16 protein-coding genes and 1 pseudogene are annotated in these 24,457 nt (G+C 62.0%); 1 reads left to right on the top strand and 16 read right to left on the bottom strand.

The genetic code is table 11. The features are described from left to right. Window positions 1–179: 179 nt before the first annotated feature. Complete coding sequence (locus tag BLQ55_RS29880; protein WP_092259132.1) at window positions 180–539, bottom strand: DUF6124 family protein; 360 nt, start codon at window positions 537–539, stop codon at window positions 180–182. A 450-nt stretch (window positions 540–989) separates the two neighbouring features. Between BLQ55_RS29880 and BLQ55_RS29875 the strand changes: the two are divergent. Then, window positions 990–1,439, top strand: a pseudogene (locus BLQ55_RS29875) (protein kinase); the annotation flags it as partial. Between the two features lie 483 nt (window positions 1,440–1,922). Here BLQ55_RS29875 and BLQ55_RS29865 read toward each other — a convergent pair. The 15 genes from BLQ55_RS29865 to tssB all read right to left on the bottom strand — a co-directional run bounded on the left by BLQ55_RS29865 (window position 1,923) and on the right by tssB (window position 24,439). Next, on the bottom strand, window positions 1,923–2,939 hold the full coding sequence (locus tag BLQ55_RS29865; RefSeq protein WP_092259126.1) for a hypothetical protein: 1,017 nt from the start codon (window positions 2,937–2,939) through the stop codon (window positions 1,923–1,925). Window positions 2,940–2,945: 6 nt separating this feature from the next. Beyond that, window positions 2,946–7,343 (bottom strand): RHS repeat-associated core domain-containing protein, encoded by a 4,398-nt coding sequence (locus BLQ55_RS29860; protein ID WP_256326667.1) that lies wholly within the window; start codon window positions 7,341–7,343, stop codon window positions 2,946–2,948. Window positions 7,344–7,425: 82 nt separating this feature from the next. After that, the gene (locus tag BLQ55_RS29855; RefSeq protein ID WP_092200491.1) at window positions 7,426–7,704 is read right to left on the bottom strand and encodes a hypothetical protein; all 279 of its coding nucleotides are present in this window, start codon (window positions 7,702–7,704) and stop codon (window positions 7,426–7,428) included. Window position 7,705: 1 nt separating this feature from the next. Further along, window positions 7,706–12,145, bottom strand: a complete 4,440-nt coding sequence (locus BLQ55_RS29850; protein WP_092259123.1) for an RHS repeat-associated core domain-containing protein — start codon at window positions 12,143–12,145, stop codon at window positions 7,706–7,708. Window positions 12,146–12,157: 12 nt separating this feature from the next. Continuing rightward, window positions 12,158–12,592 carry a DcrB-related protein gene (locus BLQ55_RS29845; protein WP_092259120.1) on the bottom strand — a complete coding sequence of 145 codons (435 nt, stop codon included), beginning with the start codon at window positions 12,590–12,592 and terminating at the stop codon, window positions 12,158–12,160. A gap of 18 nt (window positions 12,593–12,610) precedes the next feature. Beyond that, window positions 12,611–14,548 (bottom strand): type VI secretion system Vgr family protein, encoded by a 1,938-nt coding sequence (tssI, locus tag BLQ55_RS29840; RefSeq protein WP_092200497.1) that lies wholly within the window; start codon window positions 14,546–14,548, stop codon window positions 12,611–12,613. A gap of 160 nt (window positions 14,549–14,708) precedes the next feature. Continuing rightward, window positions 14,709–17,387 (bottom strand): type VI secretion system ATPase TssH, encoded by a 2,679-nt coding sequence (gene tssH / locus BLQ55_RS29835; protein WP_092259117.1) that lies wholly within the window; start codon window positions 17,385–17,387, stop codon window positions 14,709–14,711. Next, window positions 17,380–18,429 carry a type VI secretion system baseplate subunit TssG gene (tssG, locus tag BLQ55_RS29830; RefSeq protein WP_092200503.1) on the bottom strand — a complete coding sequence of 350 codons (1,050 nt, stop codon included), beginning with the start codon at window positions 18,427–18,429 and terminating at the stop codon, window positions 17,380–17,382. The genes tssH and tssG overlap by 8 nt, the downstream gene beginning before the upstream one ends. Then, a complete protein-coding gene (gene tssF / locus BLQ55_RS29825) occupies window positions 18,393–20,252 on the bottom strand; it encodes a type VI secretion system baseplate subunit TssF (RefSeq protein ID WP_060740016.1) in 1,860 nt (619 codons plus the stop codon). The genes tssG and tssF overlap by 37 nt, the downstream gene beginning before the upstream one ends. Then, complete coding sequence (gene tssE / locus BLQ55_RS29820) at window positions 20,249–20,761, bottom strand: type VI secretion system baseplate subunit TssE (RefSeq protein WP_058542707.1); 513 nt, start codon at window positions 20,759–20,761, stop codon at window positions 20,249–20,251. The genes tssF and tssE overlap by 4 nt, the downstream gene beginning before the upstream one ends. Further along, complete coding sequence (locus BLQ55_RS29815) at window positions 20,755–21,180, bottom strand: hypothetical protein (RefSeq protein ID WP_092259114.1); 426 nt, start codon at window positions 21,178–21,180, stop codon at window positions 20,755–20,757. Before BLQ55_RS29815 ends, tssE begins: the two co-directional genes overlap by 7 nt. Then, window positions 21,180–21,635, bottom strand: coding sequence for a type VI secretion system amidase effector protein Tae4 (locus tag BLQ55_RS29810; protein WP_092200509.1), 456 nt, complete (start codon window positions 21,633–21,635; stop codon window positions 21,180–21,182). Before BLQ55_RS29810 ends, BLQ55_RS29815 begins: the two co-directional genes overlap by 1 nt. An 81-nt stretch (window positions 21,636–21,716) precedes the next feature. Then, window positions 21,717–22,205 carry an Hcp family type VI secretion system effector gene (locus BLQ55_RS29805; RefSeq protein WP_072407498.1) on the bottom strand — a complete coding sequence of 163 codons (489 nt, stop codon included), beginning with the start codon at window positions 22,203–22,205 and terminating at the stop codon, window positions 21,717–21,719. 228 nt (window positions 22,206–22,433) lie between these two features. Beyond that, window positions 22,434–23,930, bottom strand: a complete 1,497-nt coding sequence (gene tssC, locus BLQ55_RS29800; protein ID WP_072407496.1) for a type VI secretion system contractile sheath large subunit — start codon at window positions 23,928–23,930, stop codon at window positions 22,434–22,436. A 2-nt stretch (window positions 23,931–23,932) separates the two neighbouring features. Further along, the gene (gene tssB / locus BLQ55_RS29795) at window positions 23,933–24,439 is read right to left on the bottom strand and encodes a type VI secretion system contractile sheath small subunit (RefSeq protein ID WP_003177230.1); all 507 of its coding nucleotides are present in this window, start codon (window positions 24,437–24,439) and stop codon (window positions 23,933–23,935) included. Window positions 24,440–24,457: the final 18 nt, after the last annotated feature.

The following is a 24,457-nucleotide window of genomic DNA, read 5'->3' as shown; positions in this document are numbered from 1 at the left end:
ACTCGCAGCGCACCAAAAAATAGTAAAGCAGAGTTCCACCGAACAGACGCCCTCCACCAATTCTCTGTGGGAGGGAGCCTGCTCGCGAAGGCGGCAGCGGGTTACATGCCTGCTTAGAGGTGTAGGTGATCCGTGGCGAGGGAGCAAGTTCCCTCGCCACGGGATTGATACTGTAGCGACTAGCGTGGGTCGACGTTATCGAGTACTCGGTTCGCCAGCAATGAACTCAGTTCGATCAGTTGCTGGATGCCGAGGGCGATGTGGCGGCGGGGGCCTTCCAGGTCGAAAGCCAGGTTGCTGATCATCGCGTCGGCGGATGCCAGGTTTTCGCTGAGGTTGGCGAGCAGGCATTCGTTGTCGGCGTTTTTTGCCACGGTGAATAGCTGGCCTGGTTTGGATGCCTCTTCGGACTTTTCCGGTTTCGGTAGCAGGTAGTAATCCAAGGCGCGTTTTTCTGCCTCGTCTTGTTTCTTTGTTTTGGATTGAGTGGACGCAGAAGTGCAATCTGCTTCGGGGGGATTTGGTGTGAGTTTGAACATGGTGGAGCTCCTTTCGTAAGAGGAACCATCACCGTCTGCCGCCAAGCAGATGGGGTGACGGGTTACACAAGGTTGGCGGACCGGAACGAAAGGAACCCGGCATCCCCGAAGGGATCCTTGCGCAACCCGCCATAACATAGGAGTGCCAATGCCAGAGGCATCGCATTCATATTGAGGGGCTGTTACGCCTTTCGTGTAACGGGCCGCCAAGCCCGACCACTGATGGGCAGTGGCAGGGAAACGATAGAAGCCATGGGCAAGGCGCACAAGCGGGCGGATTCTGGCGTAGTTGTAGGCAATGGCGCAAGGATGCGTAGCTTGGTGGCAGTGTTGCGGAGAGAGAATAAACAAGCTTTCGTAATGCTCAGGATTCGGGGCGAGGAAACTTGCTCTCGTTCGGTGGCGTAGCTGTTTTTCTGTAGGAACGCGCCCGCCATTTGGGGCTGCTGCCATAGCCGTGGCGTACTGCATGGCGACATGAAGCCGAGCAACGTCATGTTGAGCGAGGAGGGCCTGCGTCTGTTCGATTTTGGCTTGGGCCTGGCCGAGGGAGGACCCTCGCAGCACCTGCCGAACCTGAACCGTGAGCGCCTCAACGCCTGGACGCCAGGTTACGCGGCGCCTGAACTGCTTGAAGGTGCGCCCCTGTCAGTGGGTGCCGATGTTTATGGTGTGGCTTGCGTGTTGTATGAACTGGCGAGCGGCAAGCACCCGTTCCGACGGTTACCCGCCACCCAGGCTCGCGATGCCCGGTTGGAGCGCGGGCTCAAGGCACCGCGCCACCTGCCCAGGCGTTGCTGGCCGGCGCTGCGAATGGCGTTGGCGCTTGATCCGGGGCAGCGGCGTATTGGTGCGGCTCAGTTGCGCGATGCCTGGGATGATGTTTTGTCTTGGTGGTGACATTTCCCTGTGGGAGTGAGCAGCGGTCTTGTCTGACCCGGTGATGTTGAAGGTGCCGCCGTCATCGCGAGCAAGCTCCGCTCCCACAGTCAGCGGGAGCAAGCTCCCTCGCCACGGGGGGCTGCGATTAGCGAGGGAGTTGCCCTCGATCCCCCAGGAGTTCATCGATCAGTTCGTCAAAGGCTCGATGAGCGCTGAAGCCATTCAGGACGCCTCCATTGTCGCTAAAAAGCCATTTTGGCGACACGTTCCATTCTCATGTCGTCGCCAGCGACATGAGAGCGTAACGTGTCGCAAAAATCGAAAAACAGCGACACGTTATTCCGTCGTGTTCACACTGACGACATGAGAGGGCGCCTGACCGAGCGCCTTGTTGGAAGCCAAGGACAGTTCCGAGATCGAAAGCATCGTGACCACTACGGACTTGCTCTTTCAGCATGCCCGCCCAGCGGGAGCAAGCTCCCTCGCCACGGGGATTTGTGCTTAACCTGCGTGGCTGTACAAGATGTTGTAGAACGAGGTGTGTTCATCGTTGATCAAGGCAAGATCCTGCCCCGTGGGAATTTTTTCGAACAGCGCTTTGTCGACCCCCATCCGACGCCGGATGATCACCTCCAGCAATTGGCCGAACAACGCTTCATCACGGACGTGTTTTTTCAATTTCAGAACGTCGCGAGGTTTGTCTTTCAGGATGTGAAAGGCGTAATTCATCACAACCATATTGGAGACGAACAGGTTTGCCGTTGATTGAAGCGGATTGACCGCATCGATCAACGCATCAAATATTTTTTTCGGGTCCTGAGCGTACGTGAGCAGAAATACATCGGGGTACATAAGCTCGCTATGCCGATCATTGATCGCGAAGCGGTAATGAGTCTCGTCGGGCTCGGTGAGTAATCTGACGGTGCTTGTTTGAAAGGTTTTCAACGTCCTGAGCAGTTCATGTTCTTTCCTGCTGTCGGCCTTGATCGTTTTGTAGACCCGATCAATCACATCCAGAAAAGCCACGGGCCCCAGCCCGTCGGTCGCCATCATCAGTTGATCGCCTTCGATGCTGAACCGGCGATAAGCCTCGTCATCAATGCTCAATTCGAAAAGCAGAAACCTGAGCATGTAGTTCCTCAGGTGCGCGTCCGCATCCAGGGCGCTGTTCTTCAAGCTGATCAGTTGGATCAGGTAGAAGAAAATAAAGTACTGCTTGTTGGTTCGTTGACGGTTGTCGATTTCAAGCAGGTAGCCAAAACGCGACAGGACCAGCAGCAGGGCGTAGCAGTCGGGCTCCGTGAAGCCGTTCTTCAACATGGCTTTTTCGAAAGCGCTGACGGAAAACAAATCATGCCAGCGGCTAATGCTGAAGGGCGCGCCATTGCGTTTTCTGGCGACAGCGGTCAGCAGCGCAGGCTCGTCTTCTTCGTAAAAAACAGCACCCAACGCCTTCGGATACGGCCGGACGTTGAGGAAATTTTCAAGCTTGTAGGAGAGAAGATCGAATATGTCCATCTGGCGTTATCCGCAGGTCTTCCATTTTCCGTTCGGGCCTTTTTTCTCGACACGAAATGACGTAATGGTTTTATTGAATTTATCCAATAATCGGAAACCGATGCCTCTGGCCTTGGGCTCATTCGTCTTGGACAGCACGCCATCTTTCAGGCCCGTCTCTTTATAGTCAACGGTAGAGATGTCCTTGTGATTATTGAGCATGCTCACACCTTCGTTATTGACGGTGGCCACTACCCGATACTTCTCATTGCCTGGGTTGAATCCAGGGTTACTGTCCTGGTTGACCCACACTGCTTTCTCTCCTCGGATATTCGGAACCAGGCCACCTTTGCCTCCGTTGGCAGCCTTGGACGAGACGGTTTCGCTTTCGCCCATGTACCGGATAATCTCATTCTCTTTGAGCCCCAGCGGGTCGATCCAGGTAAATGGATTCGGTGCGTAGCGATAGAGATTCAGGCTTGCCGCCAGGCCCAACGGGTCGGGCGTGGTAAAGCGGCCTATGTCGGGATCATAGAAGCGGAAGGTGTTGTAGTGCAGGCCCGTTTCCCGGTCCAGGTACTGCCCCTGAAACCGCAGGTTCTGTTCTTCGATGTAGTACGGTTCACGGACTTCATCAGTGGTGTTGCCCCATACCTGGTAGCGAGCGTGCCATAGCGGATGGCCGTCACTTTCCGTCAAGGCTTGTGGCAAACCATTGGGGTCGTTGTGGTAATAGCGGATGCGTTGATGTTCATCGATGCCGTCGACACGGGCCAAGGGTTCGTGACTGTCGCCGATGTAGAGGTACAGGCTGGTCAGGCTATTTTTATGTTCCTTGAGTAGTTGCAGGCCATCCCAGTCGAAACGCGTGCAGGCGATGAGACGACCGTCGTCATCGTGTTCGGTTTTCTCAATCCTTCGGCCCAACGGGTCGTAGCGCATCCTGACGATGCTTTCACCGTCGGATTTGAGCGTTCGAACTTCAACCAGCCGATGATCCGAGTCGTAGCTGAAGCGCTGCAGGCCGTGCCGGCTGCTGCGCTTTTCGATCATTCGGCCAAAGCCATCGTAGCGATAGTGCTTGTCCTGATAGCGCTTGAGTTGGTTGTGCGTAACCCGCCCATCTGTACCGAGTGAGCTGTCGAGGAGATTGGCGGCGGCATCGAAGGAAAATGTTTCATTCTGGCTTTGCCGAGTGCCCTGGCTTGCCAGGATCCGGCCCGTCACATCGTAGTGCAGCAATTGGCGTTGTTGACCTGTTGGCAGCCGCTCAAGGCGCCCCACCAGGTGGTCGCCAGGATCAAACTCGAAATGGGTCTGATCGGTGGCAGGCATCAGCGCTGGCTGGCGGGTATGCCGACGTTGGCGGCTGCGTAAGCGCCCGCTACGGTCGTACTCACTCCGTGTGCTGATTTGGCCTTGGGTGCGCAGCACCTCTCGATGCAGCCGATCGCGTTCGAAGTCGCTGATGACGTGGCCGTCGAGGTTGATTTGGTGCAGATGACCACTGCCGTAGTACAGACGGTTGACCCACCGGCCATCGGGTAGATGGGTCTGGATCAGGTTGCCGAGTTCATCGTAGTGATGCTTCAGAACGCCTGCTGAACTCTGCTCCTCAATCAGATAACCCAGCGCGTCATAGGCAAAGCCCAGTCGTTGTTCGTTGCCGTCGTTATCGATGACCGTGGCTTCGATTAACTGATTCAACGGGCTATAGCTGTACCGGGACTGTCCATCCGGTGTGATTCGGGTTGTCAGCCGGCCAATGGCATCACGTTCTAACTGATGAACAAGGGGCTTTTCACTGGGCTGATGACCACCTCGCGACGCGGCGACGGTTTCGACTCGTTTTACGTTGTTGAGGGCGTCGTATGTGTAGCCCTTGGCGCTGCCATCAAGGTTGCGCTGTTCGGTCAACCGATCCCCTGCATCCCAGGCAAACCGGTAGCTTTCACCATTCTCGTTGGTCAGCGCTTGCAGCCGGCCGAAGCTGTCGTAGACAAACTGCACCTGCCGGCCCTGGGCGTCGGTGCGTTGGCGGATCTGGCCGCGGCGGTTGTGTTGGTAGAGCGTGGTGTGCCCGGCCGGGTCGGTGTAGCCGGTGAGCTGGCCGGCGGTGTCGCGCTGGTAACGCTCGGTGCGGCCGTCCGGCAACTGGCTGCCGAGCAAGCGCCCTTGAGCGTCGTAGCTGAATTGGGTGCGTTCGCCGAGGGCGTCGGTGATGGTCTGCAAATAACCGCGGGCGTCGTAGCTGAAGCGCGTCGGGTAACCCGAGCAATCGACGTGTTCCACCAATTGGCCGAACGGGTTCCAGCGCAGTTTTTTGCTTTTGCCGGTGGCGTCGATGATTTCCACGACCTGGCCGTGGGCGTCGTAGCGGTAGCGGGTGACGTGGCCCAGCGGGTCGGTTTCTGCCGTGCAGTTGCCGCGTTGATCGTAACGGTATTTCCAGCTGTGGCCGGCGGCGTTGGTGTCCACCCGCGGCAGGGCCCAGTGTTCGAGCCAGAGGGTGGATTCGCTGCGACCCAATGGGTCGGTTTCGCTGAGCAGGTTGCCGGCTTCGTCGTAGCTGAATGAGTACTGGCCGCCTTGTGGATCGGTGGCGCTGAGCAACTGGCGCTCATCGTTCCATTCGAACAGCCAGGTCTGGCCGAGGTTGTCGGTGTAGTGGGTAATCTGGTGCTGGCTGTTCCACTGCCGAATGCTGACGCGCTGCAAACTGTCGCTGATGCGGGTGATGCCGGCCTCAAGGTCATAGTCGAACTGGTAGGCGTCGCCTTCGTCGGTCCAGTGGCGGACCACGCGCCATTCCTGGTCGTCGATCAGGGCCCATTCGTAGAAGCAGTGCAGGCCGGTGGGCAACTGGTGCTCGACCATCCGTTGCCCGACGTCGTAGCGGAAGCGCCGTTGCACCTGGCCGCTGGCATCGCGTACTTCGGCGAGGGTGTTGGCCGCGTCGTAGGCGTAGCTGACCAGCACCTCCCGCGTTTGGTCGGGGTAGAGGCGCTCGATGTGGGTGACGCGTTCGCCTGCGCGGATCAGCTCGACCTGCACCAGGTCGAGGGTGTCACGCAGCCGCACCAGGCGTCCGGCGTCGTCGTAGTCGAGGTGGATGCGGTTGTCGTTGCGGTCGCCCAGTTGGCTCAGGCGCAGGTGCGATGGGGTGGCGGGCGAGGGTTCGAACAAACGGTACAGGCCGTCTTCGCTCTCGATCAGCAATTGCCCGTTCACATGGCGGCGCACGGCCAGGCCTTCGCCGGCGCTGAACACCGCGCCGCCCAACGGGATGGAGCCCATGTCGATGGGCCGGCCCTGTTCGTCGGTGTAGACCAGGGTTTCGCCGCCCTCGGGATGAGGCAGGATTTCCACCTGCACTTCGTAGGCGACGCTCCAGCCGGCGCCGAACAAACTGTCGCGGCGTTCGTCGCGGCTGTTGTAGACGCGCTGCCAGTCAATCGGCAGGATGCCGGGCAAGACGAAATCCAGGTCCTCGTCAGCGCCCAGCACCTTGGCACCCGTGGCGGCATGCACCGGATTCGACGAACCCATGGCCGCATTGGCGGCCGCGTTCGCCGCGCTGCTGGCAGCCATGGACACCGCGCCGCCCACCAGCATGCACGGCAGTTTGCTGAAGAACTTGCCCTTGCCACCCTTGAGCATCAGCAGTGCGGTGACCGCCAGGCCTACGCCCGGGGTCTTGCCGCTGCGGATCTCGCGCACCACCACCGAGCCGCCGCCAATGGTTACGTTGGGCGAAATCAGCCCGGCCGACACCACCGTCGCATCGCAGGTGCTGCGGTCGCCGCTGCGCACGGCGGGTTGGCCGTTGATGGTGACCTTCTCCGAACCTTCGGCCATGAACTGCGGTGGCATGGGCGGGTGCTTGGTGCAGATCACCAGGTCTTCCGGTCGGGTCTCCGTGCCGGGGGCGGGCGAGGCGACAGTCGGGCGCCACATCTGCGAGAAAAAATTGCCGGCCATGTCCAGGTAGCTGGGTTCTTCTTCCGGCTCGGGCATTTCCAGTTCGGTGCCGGCCGGCGCCACATGGGAAACCACCGCCCCGGCGGCGCGGGCCGAGGGGATGTTGTTGGTGAAGGTGTCCTTGGAGCCGGTGAGGATGTTGGCCTGCACCGTGGGCGGAAAGAGGGCGTTGCCGATGCCCTCGCATAAATTGCTCAGGCCTTTGTCGGCCCCGGTCTTGCTCATGGCCAGGCCAACGATGGTGCCCACCACCAGGCCCAGGACGAAGCAGCCCAGGCCGCCGGTGACCACGGTGATGCCCGTGGCCGCGACCACGGCGGCGGTCGCCAGGGCAGTGATCGCAATGTTGGCCGCCACCTCCAATACACCGCCCAGGATGTCGGCCATCATCGAGGTGTGGTTGAGTGCATCGCCCAGGCGGGCGGCCCAGAGCGCGTCAGACATGCACGTTGCTCAGGCGGGTAGGGTGGCTGGGGAGTGTGTGTTCAAGCAGTTGGATGCCTTCCATTGCATCTGTCCTTGTGGGTTAGGGCATGCTCATCAGGGCCATTCTCAGGCGCTTGATCAGTTTCGGGGTCTTGAGGCAATCGGCCGGGCGTTTGTTACCCAGGGCGGGTACGGTCTGTTCCAGCCACCATAAGCCTTCCTTGAGCCCCCTTTTGCCGTAGAGCACCACGGCCATGTCGAGGTGGTTATCCATGACCTTGGCCAGCGCGCGGGCGTTGTCGTCGAGGTAGTCCTCTTCGTACAACCGCACGAAATGCTGCCAATCGGCATCGCCGACGTATTCGTCTTCCAGTCCCATTTTAAAAACCTGCAAACGAAATCAAGTTGCTGCCGGTCGGGTTTCGCGCCGACGGCGCCAGGATCCCATCATAACCATTCGCCTTGGCCCAGGCGCCGATTTGATGGGTCTGGGTGTATTTGTCGCCGGTAATGCTCTTGAGGGAGACCCCCAATTGTTTGCGCACATCGGCCCGGGTCAGGTCCAGGACGTTGTTGAGCTGCACTTTCTTGCTGACCAGCACCCGTGTGGACAGGTCCACGCCCCAGTGATTGACTTCGCCCATGGCTGTCTTGCGTGAGTTGGCGCCATAGACACCGCCCAGACCGGGGGCGGTGTAACGGTGCCTGGAGGCGACGTTCCACTTGTGCGCCGTCCAAGTCGTGCTGATCCGCCCCGGCTCTTCAAAGCGATACACCGTTCGGTTGACCTTGCGACCCTTGGGCGGCGTCGAGCATTTCATCAGCCCGAAGGGGTCGATCCAACTCACCGGGTTCGGCGCGTACTGGTAGAGGTTTAGCCCACCGGCTAAGCCGATCGGGTCCGGTGTGGTGAAGCGGCCGATGTCCGGGTCGTAGAAACGCAGGGTGTTGTAGTGCAGCCCGGTTTCGCGGTCCAGGTATTGGCCCTGGAAGCGCAGGTTCTGCTCTTCGATGTAGTACGGTTCGCGCAGCTCTTCGGCGGTGTTGCCCCACACCTGGTAACGGGCTCGCCAGAGTGTGTGGCCGTCGGCTTCCGAGAGCTGTTCGGGCAGGCCGTTGAAGTCGTTGTGGTAGTAGCGGACCTTCTGCTGATCGCCCAGGCCGTCGACCCTCGCCAGGGGTTCGTGGCTGTCGTCGGCGTAGATGTAGAGGCTGGTCTGGCTGTCGCGGTGTTCCTGCAAAAGTTGCAACGCATCCCAGGTGAAACGGGTGCGGCTGAGCAGCGTGGCGTTGCGGTCGTACTCGGCTTTTTCGATGCGTCGACCCAACGGGTCATAGGTCATTTTTACGACCGAGCCGTTATCGTTGCGCACTTCCACCAGGCGTTGTTCGGCATCGTAGCGAAAACGCTGGACGCCACGTCGGGCGCTGCGTTTTTCCACCATGCGACCGAAACCGTCATAGCGGTAGCGCTTGTCCTGGTAGGTCAACAAGCGGTTATGCGCGACCTGGCCTGTGCCCAGGCCGTCCAGCAGGTTGGCGGCCGGGTCATAGGCGAAGCTTTCACGCTGGCCTTGAAGGTTGTCCTGGCTGGCAAGGATGCGGCCGGTGGCGTCATAGTGCAGTAACTGGCGATGGGACGCTTCGGGCTGGCTGTCGAAGCGCTCCACCCGTTGATCGCTGGCGTCATAGCCAAACAGCGATTGCGCCACAGGCTGCAGCAGCGTGGATTGACCCTGTTGCCGCCGCTGGCGGGCCCGCAGGCGGCCACTGCGGTCGTATTCGCTGCGGGTGCTCTGGCGCCCCTGGGTGCGCAGCACTTCGCGGTGCAGGCGGTCGCGCTCGAAATCGCTGATGACCTGGCCATCGAGGTTGATCTGGTGCAGGTGACCGCTGCCGTAGTGCAGGCGGTTCAGCCAACGACCGTCGGGAAGCAGCGTCTGGTTCAGGTTGCCCAGTTCGTCATAGCGATGTTCGAGGTTCCCCGCCCAGCCTTGCTCGGTAATCAATTGCCCCAGGGCGTCGTAACGCAAGCCCAGGCTTTGTACTTCACCGGTCTGGCTGGTGAAGGTGATCGCGTTGACCTGGTCGAGCGTGTCATAGCGGTACTCGGTGCGCCCGTCTGCGGTGACTTTCGCCACCAGTCGCCCCATCGCATCGCGTTCCAGCTCATGAATGATGGGGGCTTGGGGGGCGAGGTCCAGGTCGGTGCTGCCAGGCACCGCGAACGCTTCCACGCGGGTGACGTTGTCCAGCGGGTCGTAGGCGTAGCGCTTGAGGCTGCCGTCCAGGCTGTGTTGGGCGGTCAAGCGGTCGGCGGCGTCCCAGGCAAACCGGTAGCGCTCACCGTTTTCGTTGGTCAGGGCCAGCAGGCGCCCGTAGTTGTCGTAGCTCAGCTCCACCCGGCGGCCATGGGCGTCGGTGCGCACCCGCAGTTGACCGCTTAGGGTGTGTTGGAAAGTTGTCGTATGCCCGGCCGGATCGCTATAGCTGATCAACTGTCCGCTTGCGTCACGCTGATAGTGCTCGGTGCGCCCGTCCGGCAGTTGCTTGCTCAGCAGTCGACCCTGGTCGTCGTAGCTGAAAAGCGTCCGCTCTCCCAGTGCGTCGGTGCTGCTGAGCAACAGCCCTCGCTCGCAATAGCTCAACCGTGTGGTGTAACCGGAACAATCGGTGTGTTCGCTGAGTTGTCCAAGCGCCGTCCAGCGCATGCGCTTGCTTTTGCCGGTGGCGTCGATGACCTCCACCACTTGGCCGTGGGCGTCGTGGCGATAGCGGGTGACGTGGCCCAGCGGGTCGGTTTCGCGAATGCGGTTGCCCCGCGCGTCATAGCGGTATTGCCAGGTATTTCCCGCGGCATCGGTTTCAGCCAGGGGCAGGGCCCAGTGTTCGAGCCACAGGGTTGACTCGCTGCGCCCCAGCGGGTCGCGGGTTTCGCAGAGGTTGCCCGCTTCGTCATAGCTGAACTGATGTTGTCCGCCGTTGGGATCGGTCGCTCCCAGCAACTGGCTTTCGTCGTTCCACTGGAAGGTCCAGGTGCGACCCAGCGCGTCGGTGCTTTCGGTAATCTGATATCGGGTATCCCAGCGACGGGTGCTGATGCGCTGCAAACCGTCGGTGATGCGCGTAGTCCCGGCGGCCAGGTCGTACTCGAAGGTGTAGGCGTCGCCCGCGTCGGTCCAGTGGCGAACCACGCGCCATTCCAGGTTTTCAACCAACGCCCATTCATAGAAACAGCGAAGCCCGGTAGGCAGTTGGTGTTCCACCATTCGCCGCCCGGCGTCGTAGGCGTAGCGACGTTTTACCTGGTCGTTGGACTGACGGACCTGCGCCAGATCGCCCTGGCCGTCGTAGCCATAGTGCATCAGCACTTCCCGGCGTCGATCGGCATAGAGGCGGTCGATCCGGCTGACCCGTTGTGGCCAGCGCTCGTCATACGCCAGTGCGATGCGGGTCAGGTCGAAGGTGTCACGCAGTTGCGCCAGGCGTCCGTTATCGTCGTATTCCAGGTGGATACGGTTGTCGTTGCGGTCACCCAGTTGGTTCAGGCGCAGCAGCGCTGCGTTGGCTGGCGTGGGTTCGAACAAGCGGTACAGCCCGTCCGCGCTCTCTATCAGCAACTCGCCGTTGGCATGCCGGCGCACGCTGAGGCCTTCACCGGCACTGAACACGGCACCGCCCAGGGGGATCGAGCCCATGTCGATGCGTCGGCCCTGTTCGTCGCTATAGACCAGGGTTTCGCCGCCGTCTGGATGGGGCAGGATTTCGACGCGCACCTCGTAGGGCACGCTCCAACCGGCACCGAACAATCCGTCGCGGCGTTCGTCGCGGCTGTTGTAGAAGCGTTGCCAGTCGATCGGCAAGATGCCGGGCAGGACGAAGTCCATCTCCTCGACATCGCCCAACACTTTGGCCCCGGTGGCGGCGTGCACGGGGTTCGACGAGCCCATCGCGGCGTTGGCCGCGGCGCCCATCGCGCTACTGACCGCCATCGACGCCGCACCGCCGATCAACATGCAGGGCAGGTTACTGAGGAATTTACCCTTGCCGCCCTTGAGCATCAGCAGCGCCGTGACCGCCAGCCCGACGCCCGGGGTCTTGCCGCTGCGGATCTCGCGCACCACCACCGAACCGCCACCGATGGTCACGTCAGGTGAAATCAGCCCGGCTGATACCACGGTCGCATCGCAGGTGCTGCGGTCACCACTGCGCACGGCGGGCTGACCGTTGATGGTGACTTTGTCCGAGCCTTCGGCCAGGAACTGCGGCGGCATCGGCGGGTGTTTCATGCAGGTGATCATGTCCAACGGCTTGGGCACGGCACCGGGCGCGGGCACGGCGACGGTGGGACGCCACATCTGCGAGAAGAAATTCTCGGCCATGTCCAGGTAGCTGGGTTCGGCTTCGGGTGCTTCAAGTTCGGTGCCGGCCGGCGCGACATGGGACTCGATCGCCCCGGCGGCGCGGGCGGCAGGGATGTTGTTGGTCAAGGTGTTGGTGGAGCCGGTGAGGATGTTGGCCTGCACCGTGGGCGGGAAGAGGGCGTTGCCGATGCCCTCGCATAGGTCGCTTAGCCCCTTGTCGGCCCCGGTCTTGCTCATGGCGAGGCCGACCACGGCGCCCACCACCGCGCCGAGCAGGAAGCAACCCAAGCCGCCAGTGGCAACGGTAATGCCCGTGGCCGCGACCACGGCAGCCGTCGCCACCGCGGTGATCGCAATGTTCGCGGCCACTTCCAGGACGCCGCCAAGGATATCGGCCATCATCGAGGTGTGGTTCAGCGCGTCGCCTAGCCGAGCGGCCCAGAGTGCGTCAGACATGCAAGGTGCTCATCAAGCCAGAGCGTCGAACAGCAGCGAACCCTTGATCGTTGCCCAATGCGCCGCTTCGGCATCGCCCAGTTTCTCGGCTTTCACGTAGCTCAGGGCAAGCATTTTGCGGGTGCCGGGCAGTACCAGGGCCAGCTGGAACTGGAAGACCTTTTCATTGCCCTTGTTGAACTGGCTGCGCAGTTCGATGGCTTCGACTTCCTGGTTGGTGCCTACGCGCACGGTGGCGCCCGGTTGGCAGCGCAGGTCCTGGACCTGTTTTTCCAAGCGCTTGAGCTGGTCGTCGAGGTTGCTTTGCAGGGTCTCGCCCTCGGCCAGCAAGCTGCGGCTGACGATCAAGGACGTGCCCAGTTCGGGGAACTTGAGGATGTTGATTGTCGCATCCAGCAATTCGCTGGGCGGCAGCTGGAACTGGAATTCATTGAGGCGGTAAGTCATGGCGCGAAAATCTCGAGGTTAACCCTTGGGTGCAGGGAACGCGGCTTGGATGTTGGCATCGATGCTGCCCTTGACGCCCTGGCCGTCCGGCGTGGCTCCGGGGCCGCCGCCGTTGTTCAGGTGCAGCACGCCGCCGGTGTTGAACTCGGCATCGCCGCTGGCGTAGAAGCTGATCTGTACGCCGGTCAGGTTGATCTGGCCGCTGGCGTTGAGCTCCAGGATGCTTTCGCCGCATACCAAGCGCAGGTTTTCGCCCACTTCAATCACGTAGCTCTGGCTGATGCTGTCGGTCTTGCGCTGGCCGACGGAGAGGATGTCCTCCTGCTTGACGATGCGCAGGCGGTTGTTGCCGATGGTCACCGTCTCGTTGTGGCCGATGCTCTTGTTGCGGTCATGGCCCACCGAATGGCTTTCATCCACCTCGACCACGATGTCCTGGTTACGCTCGGCGTGGATGTACAGTTGCTCGGCGCCTTTCTTGTCTTCCATGCGGATTTCGTTGAAATTCGCTGGCGTGCCGCCCTTGCTCGAACGGCTTTTCATGCCGCTCTGGGTGGCATTGGCGGGCAAGTCATAGGGCACGGTCTGTTCGGCGTTGTAGACGCGACCGGTGATGATCGGCCGATCCGGGTCGCCTTCGAGGAAACTGACGATCACTTCCTGGCCAATTCGCGGGATCTGCATCGAGCCCCAGTTTTTCCCGGCCCATGCCTGCGACACGCGAATCCAGCACGAGCTGTTTTCGTTGGATTGGTCGTGACGGTCCCAGTAGAAATGCACCTTCACCCGGCCGAACTGATCAGTCCAGATTTCCTCGCCCTTAGGACCCACCACTAACGCAGTCTGCGGGCCTTTGACGATAGGGCGATGGGTGATGGGCAGTGGCCGATAGCTTTGCTGGGCGTCGATACAGGTCAGGCTGCTTTCGAACTGCGCCGAAGGCGCGCCACCGCCGGTTTCGCCGCTTTCCTGGGAAATGTAGTAGCGGGCGCCGACGATCAGGTATTCGCGGTTCTGGTCCTGGCGGGTGAAGCCGGTGAGGCTGAACAGATGGCCCGAGCCCAGGCCCCGAGCGTTACCGGCCAACTCGACCTGTTCGTGCTGGGTCTGCAAGGCTTCGATGCGGGTGCGGGCATAGTGTTCGCCGTCCTGGCTCTGCACGTAGGTGCCAGGGTAGTCGTAGAGGGGATAGTCGCCGGCCGTGTGCGGGCGGGGCATGGCCGAGCGTACGTCGATGCGTGCGCTGGGGCGTTGAAAATCGTAGTCGTTGAGTTCCAGCGAGCCGGGCTGGACTTCCTGGGCCAGGTGCCAGTCGTGGATGTGATCCCGCTCGCGCTGCTGCTCGTTCTTGGGGTAGTAGGGCACCGAGCCGTAGCCGGGCGCCTTGGTGTGGGCACCATAGGCGTCGGCCAGCACCAGCACATGACGACCCTGCTCATGGCGGAAGAAGTAGTAGATGCCTTCCTGCTCCATCAGCCGGCTGACGAAATCGAAACTGGTCTCGCGATACTGCACGCAGTATTCCCACTCGCGATACGTCTGGCTCAAGGCGTCTTCGAAATCGGAAAAGCCCAGGTCGCGGAACACCTGCTTGATGATCTGCGGGATGGTCAGGTTCTGGAAAATCCGGCAATCGGAGGTGCGGGTCAGCAGCCAAAACCACGGGCGCAGGGTGGCGTGGTAGCTGGCGAACTGGCCCTGGTCGACGTTCTGGCTGAAACGGGCGACGATGCCATGGAAATAACGCTCGCCACCGCCATCGAGCTGCAGGCTCACGCACATGGGCTTGCCGAGCACCTGATTGAGGTCGATGGCGTTGTCCAGCGAGTGCAGCTGCAGCTCGTAGTTGAACAGCCGCCCCAGTTCTTCGCCGCCGCTCATGTCCTTGAGCAGCAGTACCTCAGGTCCCAGGGGGCTGGTGATCTTGGCCAGGCGTGAGGCTTGGTTGAATAACATCGAGTGTCTCGTGCAAGTTGTAGTAACTGACGGAACCGAATTCCCACTGTGGGAGCGAGCCTGCTCGCGAAAGCGCTGTGTCAGGCAACATGGATGTCACTGACAGATAGCATTCGCGAGCAGGCTCGCTCCCACAGGAGATAGACGTGTTCCTGTCAGGTCAGGCCGCGTCGCTGAAATCGTACTGCAATTCGTTGTCCACCGCGCTGATCCGCACGCCGGCCAAGGCCTTGCCTTCGAGCATGCGGGTCAGGAACTCGCGGCTCATGTCCGGCAGCAGGCTGTTGGTCAGGATGGTGTCGATCATACGCCCGCCGCTTTCGGTTTCGGTGCAACGCGAGACGATCAAATCGATCACCGCGTCGTCGTAGTCGAAGGCCACTTTGTGGGTGCTCTCCACGCGCTTCTTGATGCGGTTGAGTTGCAGGCGGGTGATGGCCTTGAGCATCTCGTCGCTGAGCGGATAGTACGGGATCGTCACCAGGCGGCCGAGCAGGGCCGGCGGGAAAATCTCCAGCAGCGGCTGGCGCAGGGCCTTGGCGATTTCTTCCGGCTCGGGCACGTTCTGCGGGTCTTTGCAGACGTCGGCGATCAGTTCGGTGCCGGCGTTGGTGGTCAGCAGGATCAAGGTGTTCTTGAAGTCGATCACCCGGCCTTCGCCGTCCTCCATTACGCCTTTGTCGAACACCTGGAAGAAGATTTCATGCACGTCCGGGTGGGCTTTTTCCACCTCGTCCAGCAGCACCACGCTGTACGGTTTGCGCCGCACGGCTTCGGTCAGCACGCCGCCTTCGCCGTAGCCGATGTAGCCCGGTGGCGCACCCTTGAGGGTGGACACGGTGTGGGCTTCCTGGAACTCGCTCATGTTGATGGTGATGACGTTCTGCTCGCCGCCGTACATGGCTTCGGCCAGGGCCAGGGCGGTTTCGGTCTTGCCCACGCCGGAGGTGCCGGCGAGCATGAACACGCCAATCGGCTTGCTCGGGTTGTCGAGGCCGGCGCGGGAGGTCTGGATGCGCTTGGCGATCATCTGCAAGGCATGGTCCTGGCCGATGATGCGTTTTTTCAGGTGCTGGTCGAGGTTGAGCACGGTTTCCAGTTCGTTGCGGGCCATGCGGCCCACCGGGATACCGGTCCAGTCGGCGACCACCGAGGCCACGGCCTGGTAATCCACGGTGGGCAGGATCAGCGGGGTTTCGCCTTGCAGGACGGTCAAGCGCTGTTGCAGGTCCACCAGTTTCTCGCGCAGGGCGTGGCTGGCTTCGCTGCCGTCCTCGCTGTCCACCACGCCGACGCGCTCGCGCAGGGTGGCGCGGGTGGCGAGCAGTTCGTCCACCAGGGTTTTCTCTTCGGCCCAGCGGCTTTCCAGCTCGGCCAGGCGCTCGCGTTCGGCGCTCAGCAGGCTTTCGGTCTGGGTCTGGCGAGTGCCGATGACCACGCCGATGGCGTGCTCACGGGCGATGATTTGCAGCTCGGTTTCCAGCGCTTCGATGCGCCGACGGCTGTCGTCCACTTCGGCCGGCACGGCGTGCAGGCTGATGGCGACGCGGGCGCAGGCGGTGTCCAGCAGGCTCACGGATTTGTCCGGCAGCTGGCGCGCGGGAATGTAGCGGTGGGACAGCTTGACCGAGGCTTCCAGGGCTTCGTCGAGGATCTGCACCTGGTGGTGCTGTTCCATGGTCGAGGCCACGCCGCGCATCATCAGCAGGGCTTTGTCTTCCGACGGCTCGGCCACTTGCACCACTTGGAAACGGCGGGTCAGGGCCGGGTCTTTTTCGATGTGTTTCTTGTACTCGGCCCAGGTCGTGGCCGCCACGGTGCGCAAGGTGCCGCGGGCCAGGGCCGGCTTGAGCAGGTTGGCCGCGTCGCCCGTGCCGGCGGCGCCACCGGCACCCACCAGGGTGTGGGCTTCGTCGATGAACAGGATGATCGGCTTGGGCGAGGCCTGGACGTCTTCGATGACCTGGCGCAGGCGCTGTTCGAATTCGCCTTTCATGCTCGCGCCGGCCTGCAACAGGCCTACGTCGAGGCTGCGCAGTTCCACGTCCTTGAGGGCCGGCGGCACGTCGCCGGCGACGATGCGCAGGGCAAAGCCTTCGACCACGGCGGTCTTGCCCACGCCGGCTTCACCGGTGAGGATCGGGTTGTTCTGTCGGCGGCGCATGAGGATGTCCACCAGTTGGCGGATCTCTTCGTCACGGCCGACGATCGGGTCGAGCTTGCCGCTGCGGGCCTGCTCGGTGAGGTCGACGGTGAAGCGCTTGAGGGCTTCCTGCTTGCCCATGGCGCTGGGGGCCATGGCGCCGCTGGCTTCGCCCGGCACTGCACCGGCATTGAAGCCGTCGCTGGCGGTCAGGGCGTTTTCCGGCGAGTCGCCGACGTATTCGTCAAACCGCTCGCTCAGGGCTTCGACCTTGACCTTGTCGAACTCCGACGACAGCCCCAGCAGGGCGTGGCGCAGGCTCGGCGTCTTGAGGATGCCCAGCACCAGGTAACCGGTGCGCACTTGGCTTTCGCCGAACATCAGGCTGCCGTAGACCCAGCCGCGTTCCACGGCTTCTTCGACGTGGGACGACAGGTCGGTGATCGACGTCGACCCCCGTGGCAGGCGGTCGAGGGCTTCGGTGAGGTCGCGGGCCAGGCGCGCCGGCTCGATGTTGAACTGGCGGATGATGCGATGCAGGTCCGAGTCCTGCAGTTGCAGCAACTGGTGAAACCAGTGGGCCAGTTCCACATAAGGGTTACCGCGCAACTTGCAGAACACGGTGGCGGCTTCGATGGCTTTGTAGGCCACGCTGTTGAGTTTGCCGAACAACGCGGCGCGACTGATTTCACCCATGCTCATGGCTCCTTGAGGTCTGTGAGGTGTTGGCCTGTTCGGCGTAATGCCGGGCCAGTATTAGATCGTTGGCATCTGTTTCGGGGCGACCCAGCCAGGTATTGAACCCCAGGCGGAAACGACCGTTGAGTTGCAGCGCCGGGACTTCGGGCTGTTCCAGGACCAGGTTCAGGTCCCAGTCCAACTCATGACCCAGGTATTCGGCGACCCAGGCCACCAACTCATTGAACGGCTGGCTGCCGGGCAGCATGCCCATGTAGTCGACGAGCTTGAGTGGCCCCAGGCGAATGCGGAATTTGTGCTGGCGATCCCACACGAAGCGGCCGAGGCAGAAGTCCACGCCCAGTCGGGCGTTGACACCGACGCGGCTGCGTTCGGGCAGTTCCAGCCATTGGCCGACGTATTCTTCGATCTCCACCGGCAGGCCGAAGTACTCGCTGAGAATCGCCTTCAAGCCGTCCGGGTAACGGGTTTGCGCCGACAGGTGGCCGCTGTAGTGCAGCTTCGCCGTGTCGGGGATCAGCCCCTGGTTGAGCAGGCTCGGCATGCCCCGGCCGCTGAGGGCCGCCAGGCGCGCCGACCAGTAGTCATCGTCCGGGCGGTCATGGCTGACAGTCGGCCGCGCTTCGGCCCAGGCCCGGTAGAACAGGCTGAGCAGGCGATGGTGAAACACGTCGAGGAAGCGCTTGCTGGTGCCGTCGGCGTTGTTGCGCTGGCGTTCGCGCACGTATTCGGTGATGTGCAGCGGCATCGGGCCGTTGGGGCCGCCGAGGCCGAAGAAGAATTGCTCCAGGCGCGCCGGCGTACCGTCGCCGCCCGGTTGCACCGAGGCGAGGGTGGCCGGGGCGAAGGTGCAGTCGGCCTGTTGCCCGAGGCGCAACGGGTCATCGGCCAGGCGCAGGGAATGGCCCAGGCGCGGCAGCTCGGGGGATTCGCACTCGATGCGCCGCAACGCCTGGAAGAAGTCGTATTCCCAGGGCTCCTGGTGCATCGCCTCCAGGGTACTCACAGGGTCGGACGACGTCCGGGCTTGGCTTTCCATCGCATGATCTCGCCGCGTTCGGTGGTACGGATCACCGTCTCGGTAAAACTGTTGATCGACACGTAGCGTGCCAGGAAGCGTTCGAACACCGCACCGAGCAGGAACACCCCGGTGCCGCGAAACGCGTTTTCATCGAATTCCAGGGTGATCTCCAGGCCCCGGCCGAACACGATTGGGCCGGGCATCGGCAAGCGCCGGGTGCAGGCCTTGCTGCTGACTTCCCGCAGGCCTTCGATCTGCAATTGCAGCGCCGCGTCGTTGCTGTCGCCGTACAGGCGCAGCAGTTCGCGCAGGGCGGCGGCGCCTTGGCCTTGTTCGCTCAACGACAAGTAGTTCAGCGACAACTGGCTGATCAGCCGCCAGGCCTTGGCATCGTGGGCATGGCTGGCCCGTGGGCGACTGGGACCTGCCACGCAACGCACGGCGCCAACCGGCGCACTGTCGGCCAGGGTGAAGTCGGTCTTGCCGTTGCCCACGCCCATGAACAGCGGCAGGTCGCGGTTGGTGCACAATGCCGTCACGCCCAGTTGACGCAGGTCGTGGCGGTAGGGCGCTTGCTGGCTGTCCACCAGGCTGACGAAGGTTTCGCTGCCGATGTAGGTCGAGCGCGGGCCGTTGCGCCGTTGGTCGCTGGACAGCACGCGCGGTTCGCGGCGCACGGTGTAGTAGGCCTGGTCGCGGCCATAGCGGGACGGATCGCGCACGGCGTAGAACGGCAAGAACGGCTGCTCCGGCCCGGTGCCGTGACCGGTGAGGCCGCTGAGCGAATGCACTTCGAAATCCATCGGCCGGGTGCGGTCGGCGATCACGTGGTGTTCGTTGACCCGTTCCGACAAGTGAATGCGATCCAGGCGCTTGGGGAACAGGTTGATGGCCGGGGTGCAGAACGGCAGGAACTGCGAAGCGCCGACGCTGCCTTCCAGGCTTGGATCGTGACGGTCGAACAGCACGATCAACTCCAGTTCCTGGCCGTCGCAGCGTTTGACCGCGCGGCTCAACTGGGTGAAGTCGACAAACAGGAAGCGGTGGGGCAGGGCGAAGTATTCCTGCAACAGGCGATAGCCCTGGAAGGCCCGGGACACCACCGGCAGCGCGGCGTCGGCATCGTCGAAACCGCGCGAGCGCAACGCATCCTGGGGCAGCCGCTCCACCCAGTCGCCGCCGGGCTTGCGGGCGAACACCGCGCAGGCGTTGCCCAGCAGTTGTTCGTAGAGGCGGAAGGGCTGTTCGTCGGCGCCGCTCAAGTACAGCGGCAGGTTGTCCAGGGCCAGGCTGTTGAACGGCAGTTCGGCACCGGTGCGCAGGGTGATGCGCAGCCCGGCCTTGGCCTTGGGCTCGCTGGCGGCCAGGCGCCCGAGCACCACGGACGGGTTGCCGAAGTATTCAGCCTGGCTGACCTGCAACGGCCACAACGTCACCGCGTGGGCGGTGCGGTACTCGCAGCAGGTCTGGGTTTCGCGACCCAGGGCGGCGCGCAGGACGGTATCGCGGGGCAGCGGGAAACCACTGCTCAGCGAGCCTTCGTCCGGGTCTGCCTGCATCTGCACCACGGTCATCGACGGCGTTGGCGCCAGGTAATGGGGGTAGGCGATTTCCAGCAGGTTGTGGGTGAAGGTCGGGTACTCGGCGTCGAGCTTGAGCTGCACCCGCGCCGTCAGGTAGGCGAAACCTTCCAGCAGGCGCTCGACATACGGGTCGGCGCAGTCCATGCCGGACAACGTCAGCCGACTGGCGATCTTCGGGTATTCCTTGGCGAACTCCGCCGCGCTTTCGCGCACGTGGTGCAGTTCCTGGTTGTACAGCTCCAGCAGGCGCGGGTTCATGATCGTCTCCGCTGGTCGGCGTTGACCACGCGCACATGGCCGGTTTCCAGGTCCAGGTCGGTCTGCAGCATCAGGCGCAGGGGCACCGGCTGGGCCCAGAGGTCGCCCTCGATCTCGAAACTCAAGGCGTTGTGGTTCATCTCGGCGGTCGCCCGGGCCCGCACTCGCAGGGTGTGGCGCAGGATGCGCGGTTCGAAGGTGGCAATGGCCTGGTGGATCAAGGTTTCCAGGGCCGAGACATCGACGTTCGACGCGCTGTTGCCGGCCAGCGCCGGCAGGCCGAAATTCACCACCGAGGTGCCCGCCGGGGTGTGCAGTGTGGCATCGGCGTCGAGCAATGAGGTGGTGTTGAGCAGCCACGCCAGGTCACGCAGCACCGAGGCTTTCAATTGGGTCAGGGACAGCACGCGTTTGTCGGCGCTTTCCTTGGGGTTGGTCGGATCGTCGTCGGTCAACCGGTCCAATAGGGAGGGCTGGAGGCGATCGCGGGTGGCGATTTCGGTTACCACGTAAAAGGTGCCACGTACATTTTCTGGTCTCCGCCGGCGCCGCAAGCTGCATACAGGCTGACCGTCCCCGCCTCGAAACCTTCTGGCATCTGACGGATAGCCTGCATTTTGCTCAGACAATCGCGGCTGGGGGCGGGCATGTGTTCGCTGCGCCAGACCGCAAAAATCGGGATGTTGTTGAACATTTCCACGCGCAGTTTCTGCTGTTTGTCCAGGCTGAAGCCGCACGGCCATTCCATGTCCAGCTTCATGCGACTCTGGTCGGGTTTGACCAGCGTGCATTGGCCCTGATCGTCAACCAGGCTGAGTGGCTGGCCCACGAAAACGGCCTGGGTCGTCGGCGTCCCCGCATGCTCGGCGCATGCACTCAGGCTGACCAGGCTAGTCGTCAGGCATAGGGCGAACAGGGCCTTGTTCATTAAGTGAGCTCCCAGAACCAGATCTCCTTGGATCGATAGAAAAGGTCGCTGGTTTGGGTCAGGCCACGGTTCCACAGATCGATATGGTCGCCGCTACGACCTTCGGCAGTCTCGCCTGATTGCTGGAAGCAGTCCTTGAAGAAAATCAGGCCGGTCTTGCCCATCAACGTGCGTCGGTTTTCGGTGCTGTTACTGAGTCTGGTTGGAGCACCCAGGTGGTGCTTCCACAACCAGTTGGCCAATGATTCGGCGCCCCTGGCGTGTTCATGCTTGCACAAGGGGTCTTTGGTGTAGGTGGATTTGTTGACCTTGATGGTTTTCTCCGCATTGAGCGTCAGGCTCATGCGTATGGCGCATTGGTTTGCCCAGGGACCGTCACAGGGTTTTGCGTCAGGATGGGCAACCAGCAGGTCGGAATAGGCTTTCCACAAATTGATAAACGAAGGCTTGGCCATGACTCAGACACCGAAAGGGAACAGATTGGATTCGAGCAAGCACCAAACACCCCCGGCGCGTGGCACCGGGGGTATTTTCGATTACACCTTGACGTTCTGACGGATGTTCCAGCCGAACTTGACCGGACCGCCTTCCTTGGTGCCGTCGGCTTTCTGTGGCTGGTAGTCCACCATCACCTTGGCGAAGTTCAGGGTGACGTTTTCGGTCAGGCGATCATCGCCGCCCGAACCGCCGGTGCTCAGGGACGTGACCAGCACTTCTTCCAGGTTGATGATCATGTACTCGACCTGGCTTTCACCGCCGGCCTTGCGCACGGTCAGCTTGACCTTGTCGATGTGCTTGCCGCTGGCGCAGTGCATCATCAGGTTTGGCGAAGCCTTGTCGACGAACTTGGTCAGCGACAGGTCCTGGACGTTGACCTTGCCCGCACCGCCGCCGCTGCCCACGTGCATGTTGCCGGACTGGGACATGCCCCAACTCCAGTTCAGGACGTCGATCTCGTCCTTGTGGGCCTTGTCCATGGACTCGCCCTTGATGTCGCCGATCTTGATGAAAATATCAACAGCCATGTTTTCTCCCTGTGTGGTTTCTAACCACATTGTTTGGTTGACGCTGACCTTGCGAAATTACGGGTGCTGAACGGGGTGGAAGACGATCTCCAACCTGCTGGAGATCCCCTGTGGGAGCGAGCTTGCTCGCGATGGCGGCGTCACATCCGACATCAATGCAAGCTGATCCACCGCTATCGCGAGCAAGCTCGCTCCCACAGGGTTACCGCCACCCGTTTCAATAAGTTTTTACGCGCCCTTGGCCGACGGCAGTTTCGATACCAGGCGCAACGACACGGTCAGCCCTTCGAGCTGGTAGTGCGGGCGCAGGTAGAACTTGGAGTTGTAGTACCCCGGGTTGCCTTCGACTTCTTCGACGATCACTTCGGCGGCAGCCAATGGATGCTGGGCCTTGGTGGTCTCGGTGGAGTGCGCCGGGTCACCGTCGACGTAGTTGAGGATCCAGTCCTGCAACCAGCGCTGCATCTCGTCCTTCTCTTTGAAGGAACCGATCTTGTCGCGCACGATGCACTTCAGGTAATGGGCGAACCGGCAGGTGGCGAACAGGTACGGCAGGCGCGCGGCCAGGTTGGCGTTGGCGGTGGCGTCCGGGTCGTCGTATTCGGCCGGTTTCTGCAACGACTGGGCGCCGATGAACGCGGCGAAGTCGGTGTTTTTCTTGTGCAGCAGCGGCATGAAACCGTTCTTCGCCAGTTCCGCTTCACGGCGGTCCGAGATGGCGATTTCGGTCGGGCACTTCATGTCCACGCCACCGTCGTCGGTCGGGAACGTGTGGGCTGGCAGGTTTTCCACTTCGCCGCCCGATTCAACGCCACGGATGCGCGAGCACCAGCCGAAGTGTTTGAACGAACGGTTGATGTTCACCGCCATCGCGTAGGCGGCGTTGGCCCAGGTGTACTTGGAGCTGTCGGCGCCGTCGGTGTTTTCTTCGAAGGCGAAGGCTTCCACCGGGTCGGTCTTGGCGCCATAAGGCAGGCGCGCCAGGAAACGCGGCATGGTCAGGCCGATGTAGCGCGAGTCTTCCGACTCACGCAGCGAGCGCCAGCCGGCGTATTCCGGGGTGGTGAAGATCTTGGTCAGGTCGCGCGGGTTCGACAGTTCCTGCCACGAACCCATGCCCATCACGGTCGGCGATGCCGCGGCGATGAACGGGGAGTGCATGGCCGCGCAGACTTTCGACAGCTCGCCCAGCAGCTCGACATCCGGTGGCGACTGGTCGAAGTAGTAGTCGCCCACCAGGCAGCCGTAAGGCTCGCCGCCGAACTGGCCGTATTCTTCTTCGTACATCTTCTTGAAGATCGGGCTCTGGTCCCACGCGGTGCCCTTGAATTTCTTCAGGGTCTTGTGCAGGTCGGTCTTGGAGATGTTGAGCACGCGGATCTTGAGCTGCTCATCGGTCTCGGTGTTGTTGACCAGGTAGTGCAGGCCACGCCAGGCGCTTTCCAGTTGCTGGAAGTCGGGGTGGTGGATGACCTGGTTGACCTGGGCGGTGAGCTTGGCGTCGATGGCGGCGATGATCGATTCGATCGACTTGATGGCGTCGTTGGACACCAGGTCGGTTTGCGCCAGGGCCTGCTCGGCCAGGGTGCGCACGGCCGTTTCAACGGCTTCGCGGGCACGCTCGGTCTTGGGTTTGAATTCTTGCAGCAGCAGGGACGCGAACTCGCTGGTTTCTTGGGTTGCGCCCAGGTTCTGTGCGCCTTCGCGGGCTGTATTGTCAGTCATGATCATTGGTCCTGTGCTGGCTTCGGCGCGCTCGCCAGGGCCTGCAACAGCGCTGGGTCCTTGATCGCCTTCATGATGATTTCTTCGGCGCCGGTCTTGCCGTCCATGTAGGTCAGCAGGTTGGCCAACTGGGTGCGCGCTTCGAGCAGCTTGTTCAGCGAGTCGACCTTGCGGGCCACGGCCGCCGGGCTGAAGTCGTCCATGCTTTCGAACGTCAGGTCCAGGCTCAGGTTGCCTTCGCCGGTCAGTTCGTTAGGCACATGGAACGCCACGCGCGGCTGCATGGCCTTGAGGCGCGAGTCGAAGTTGTCGACGTCGATCTCGAGGAACTTGCGGTCGGCCACCGGGGCCAGAGGCTCGGCGGGCTTGCCGGCGAGGTCGGCCATTACCCCCATGACGAAGGGCAACTGGACCTTTTTCTCGGCGCCGTAGAGCTCGACGTCGTACTCGATCTGCACTCGAGGCGCGCGGTTGCGCGCGATGAATTTCTGAGAACTTTGCTTCGCCACGTTGCTGCTCCTGGTCGC

The organism is Pseudomonas sp. NFACC13-1 (genome assembly GCF_900104425.1).
GTDB lineage: Bacteria > Pseudomonadota > Gammaproteobacteria > Pseudomonadales > Pseudomonadaceae > Aquipseudomonas > Aquipseudomonas fluorescens_AA.
The sequence above is the reverse complement of the archived record's forward strand: the minus strand, read 5'-3'. Positions and strand labels throughout refer to the sequence as shown.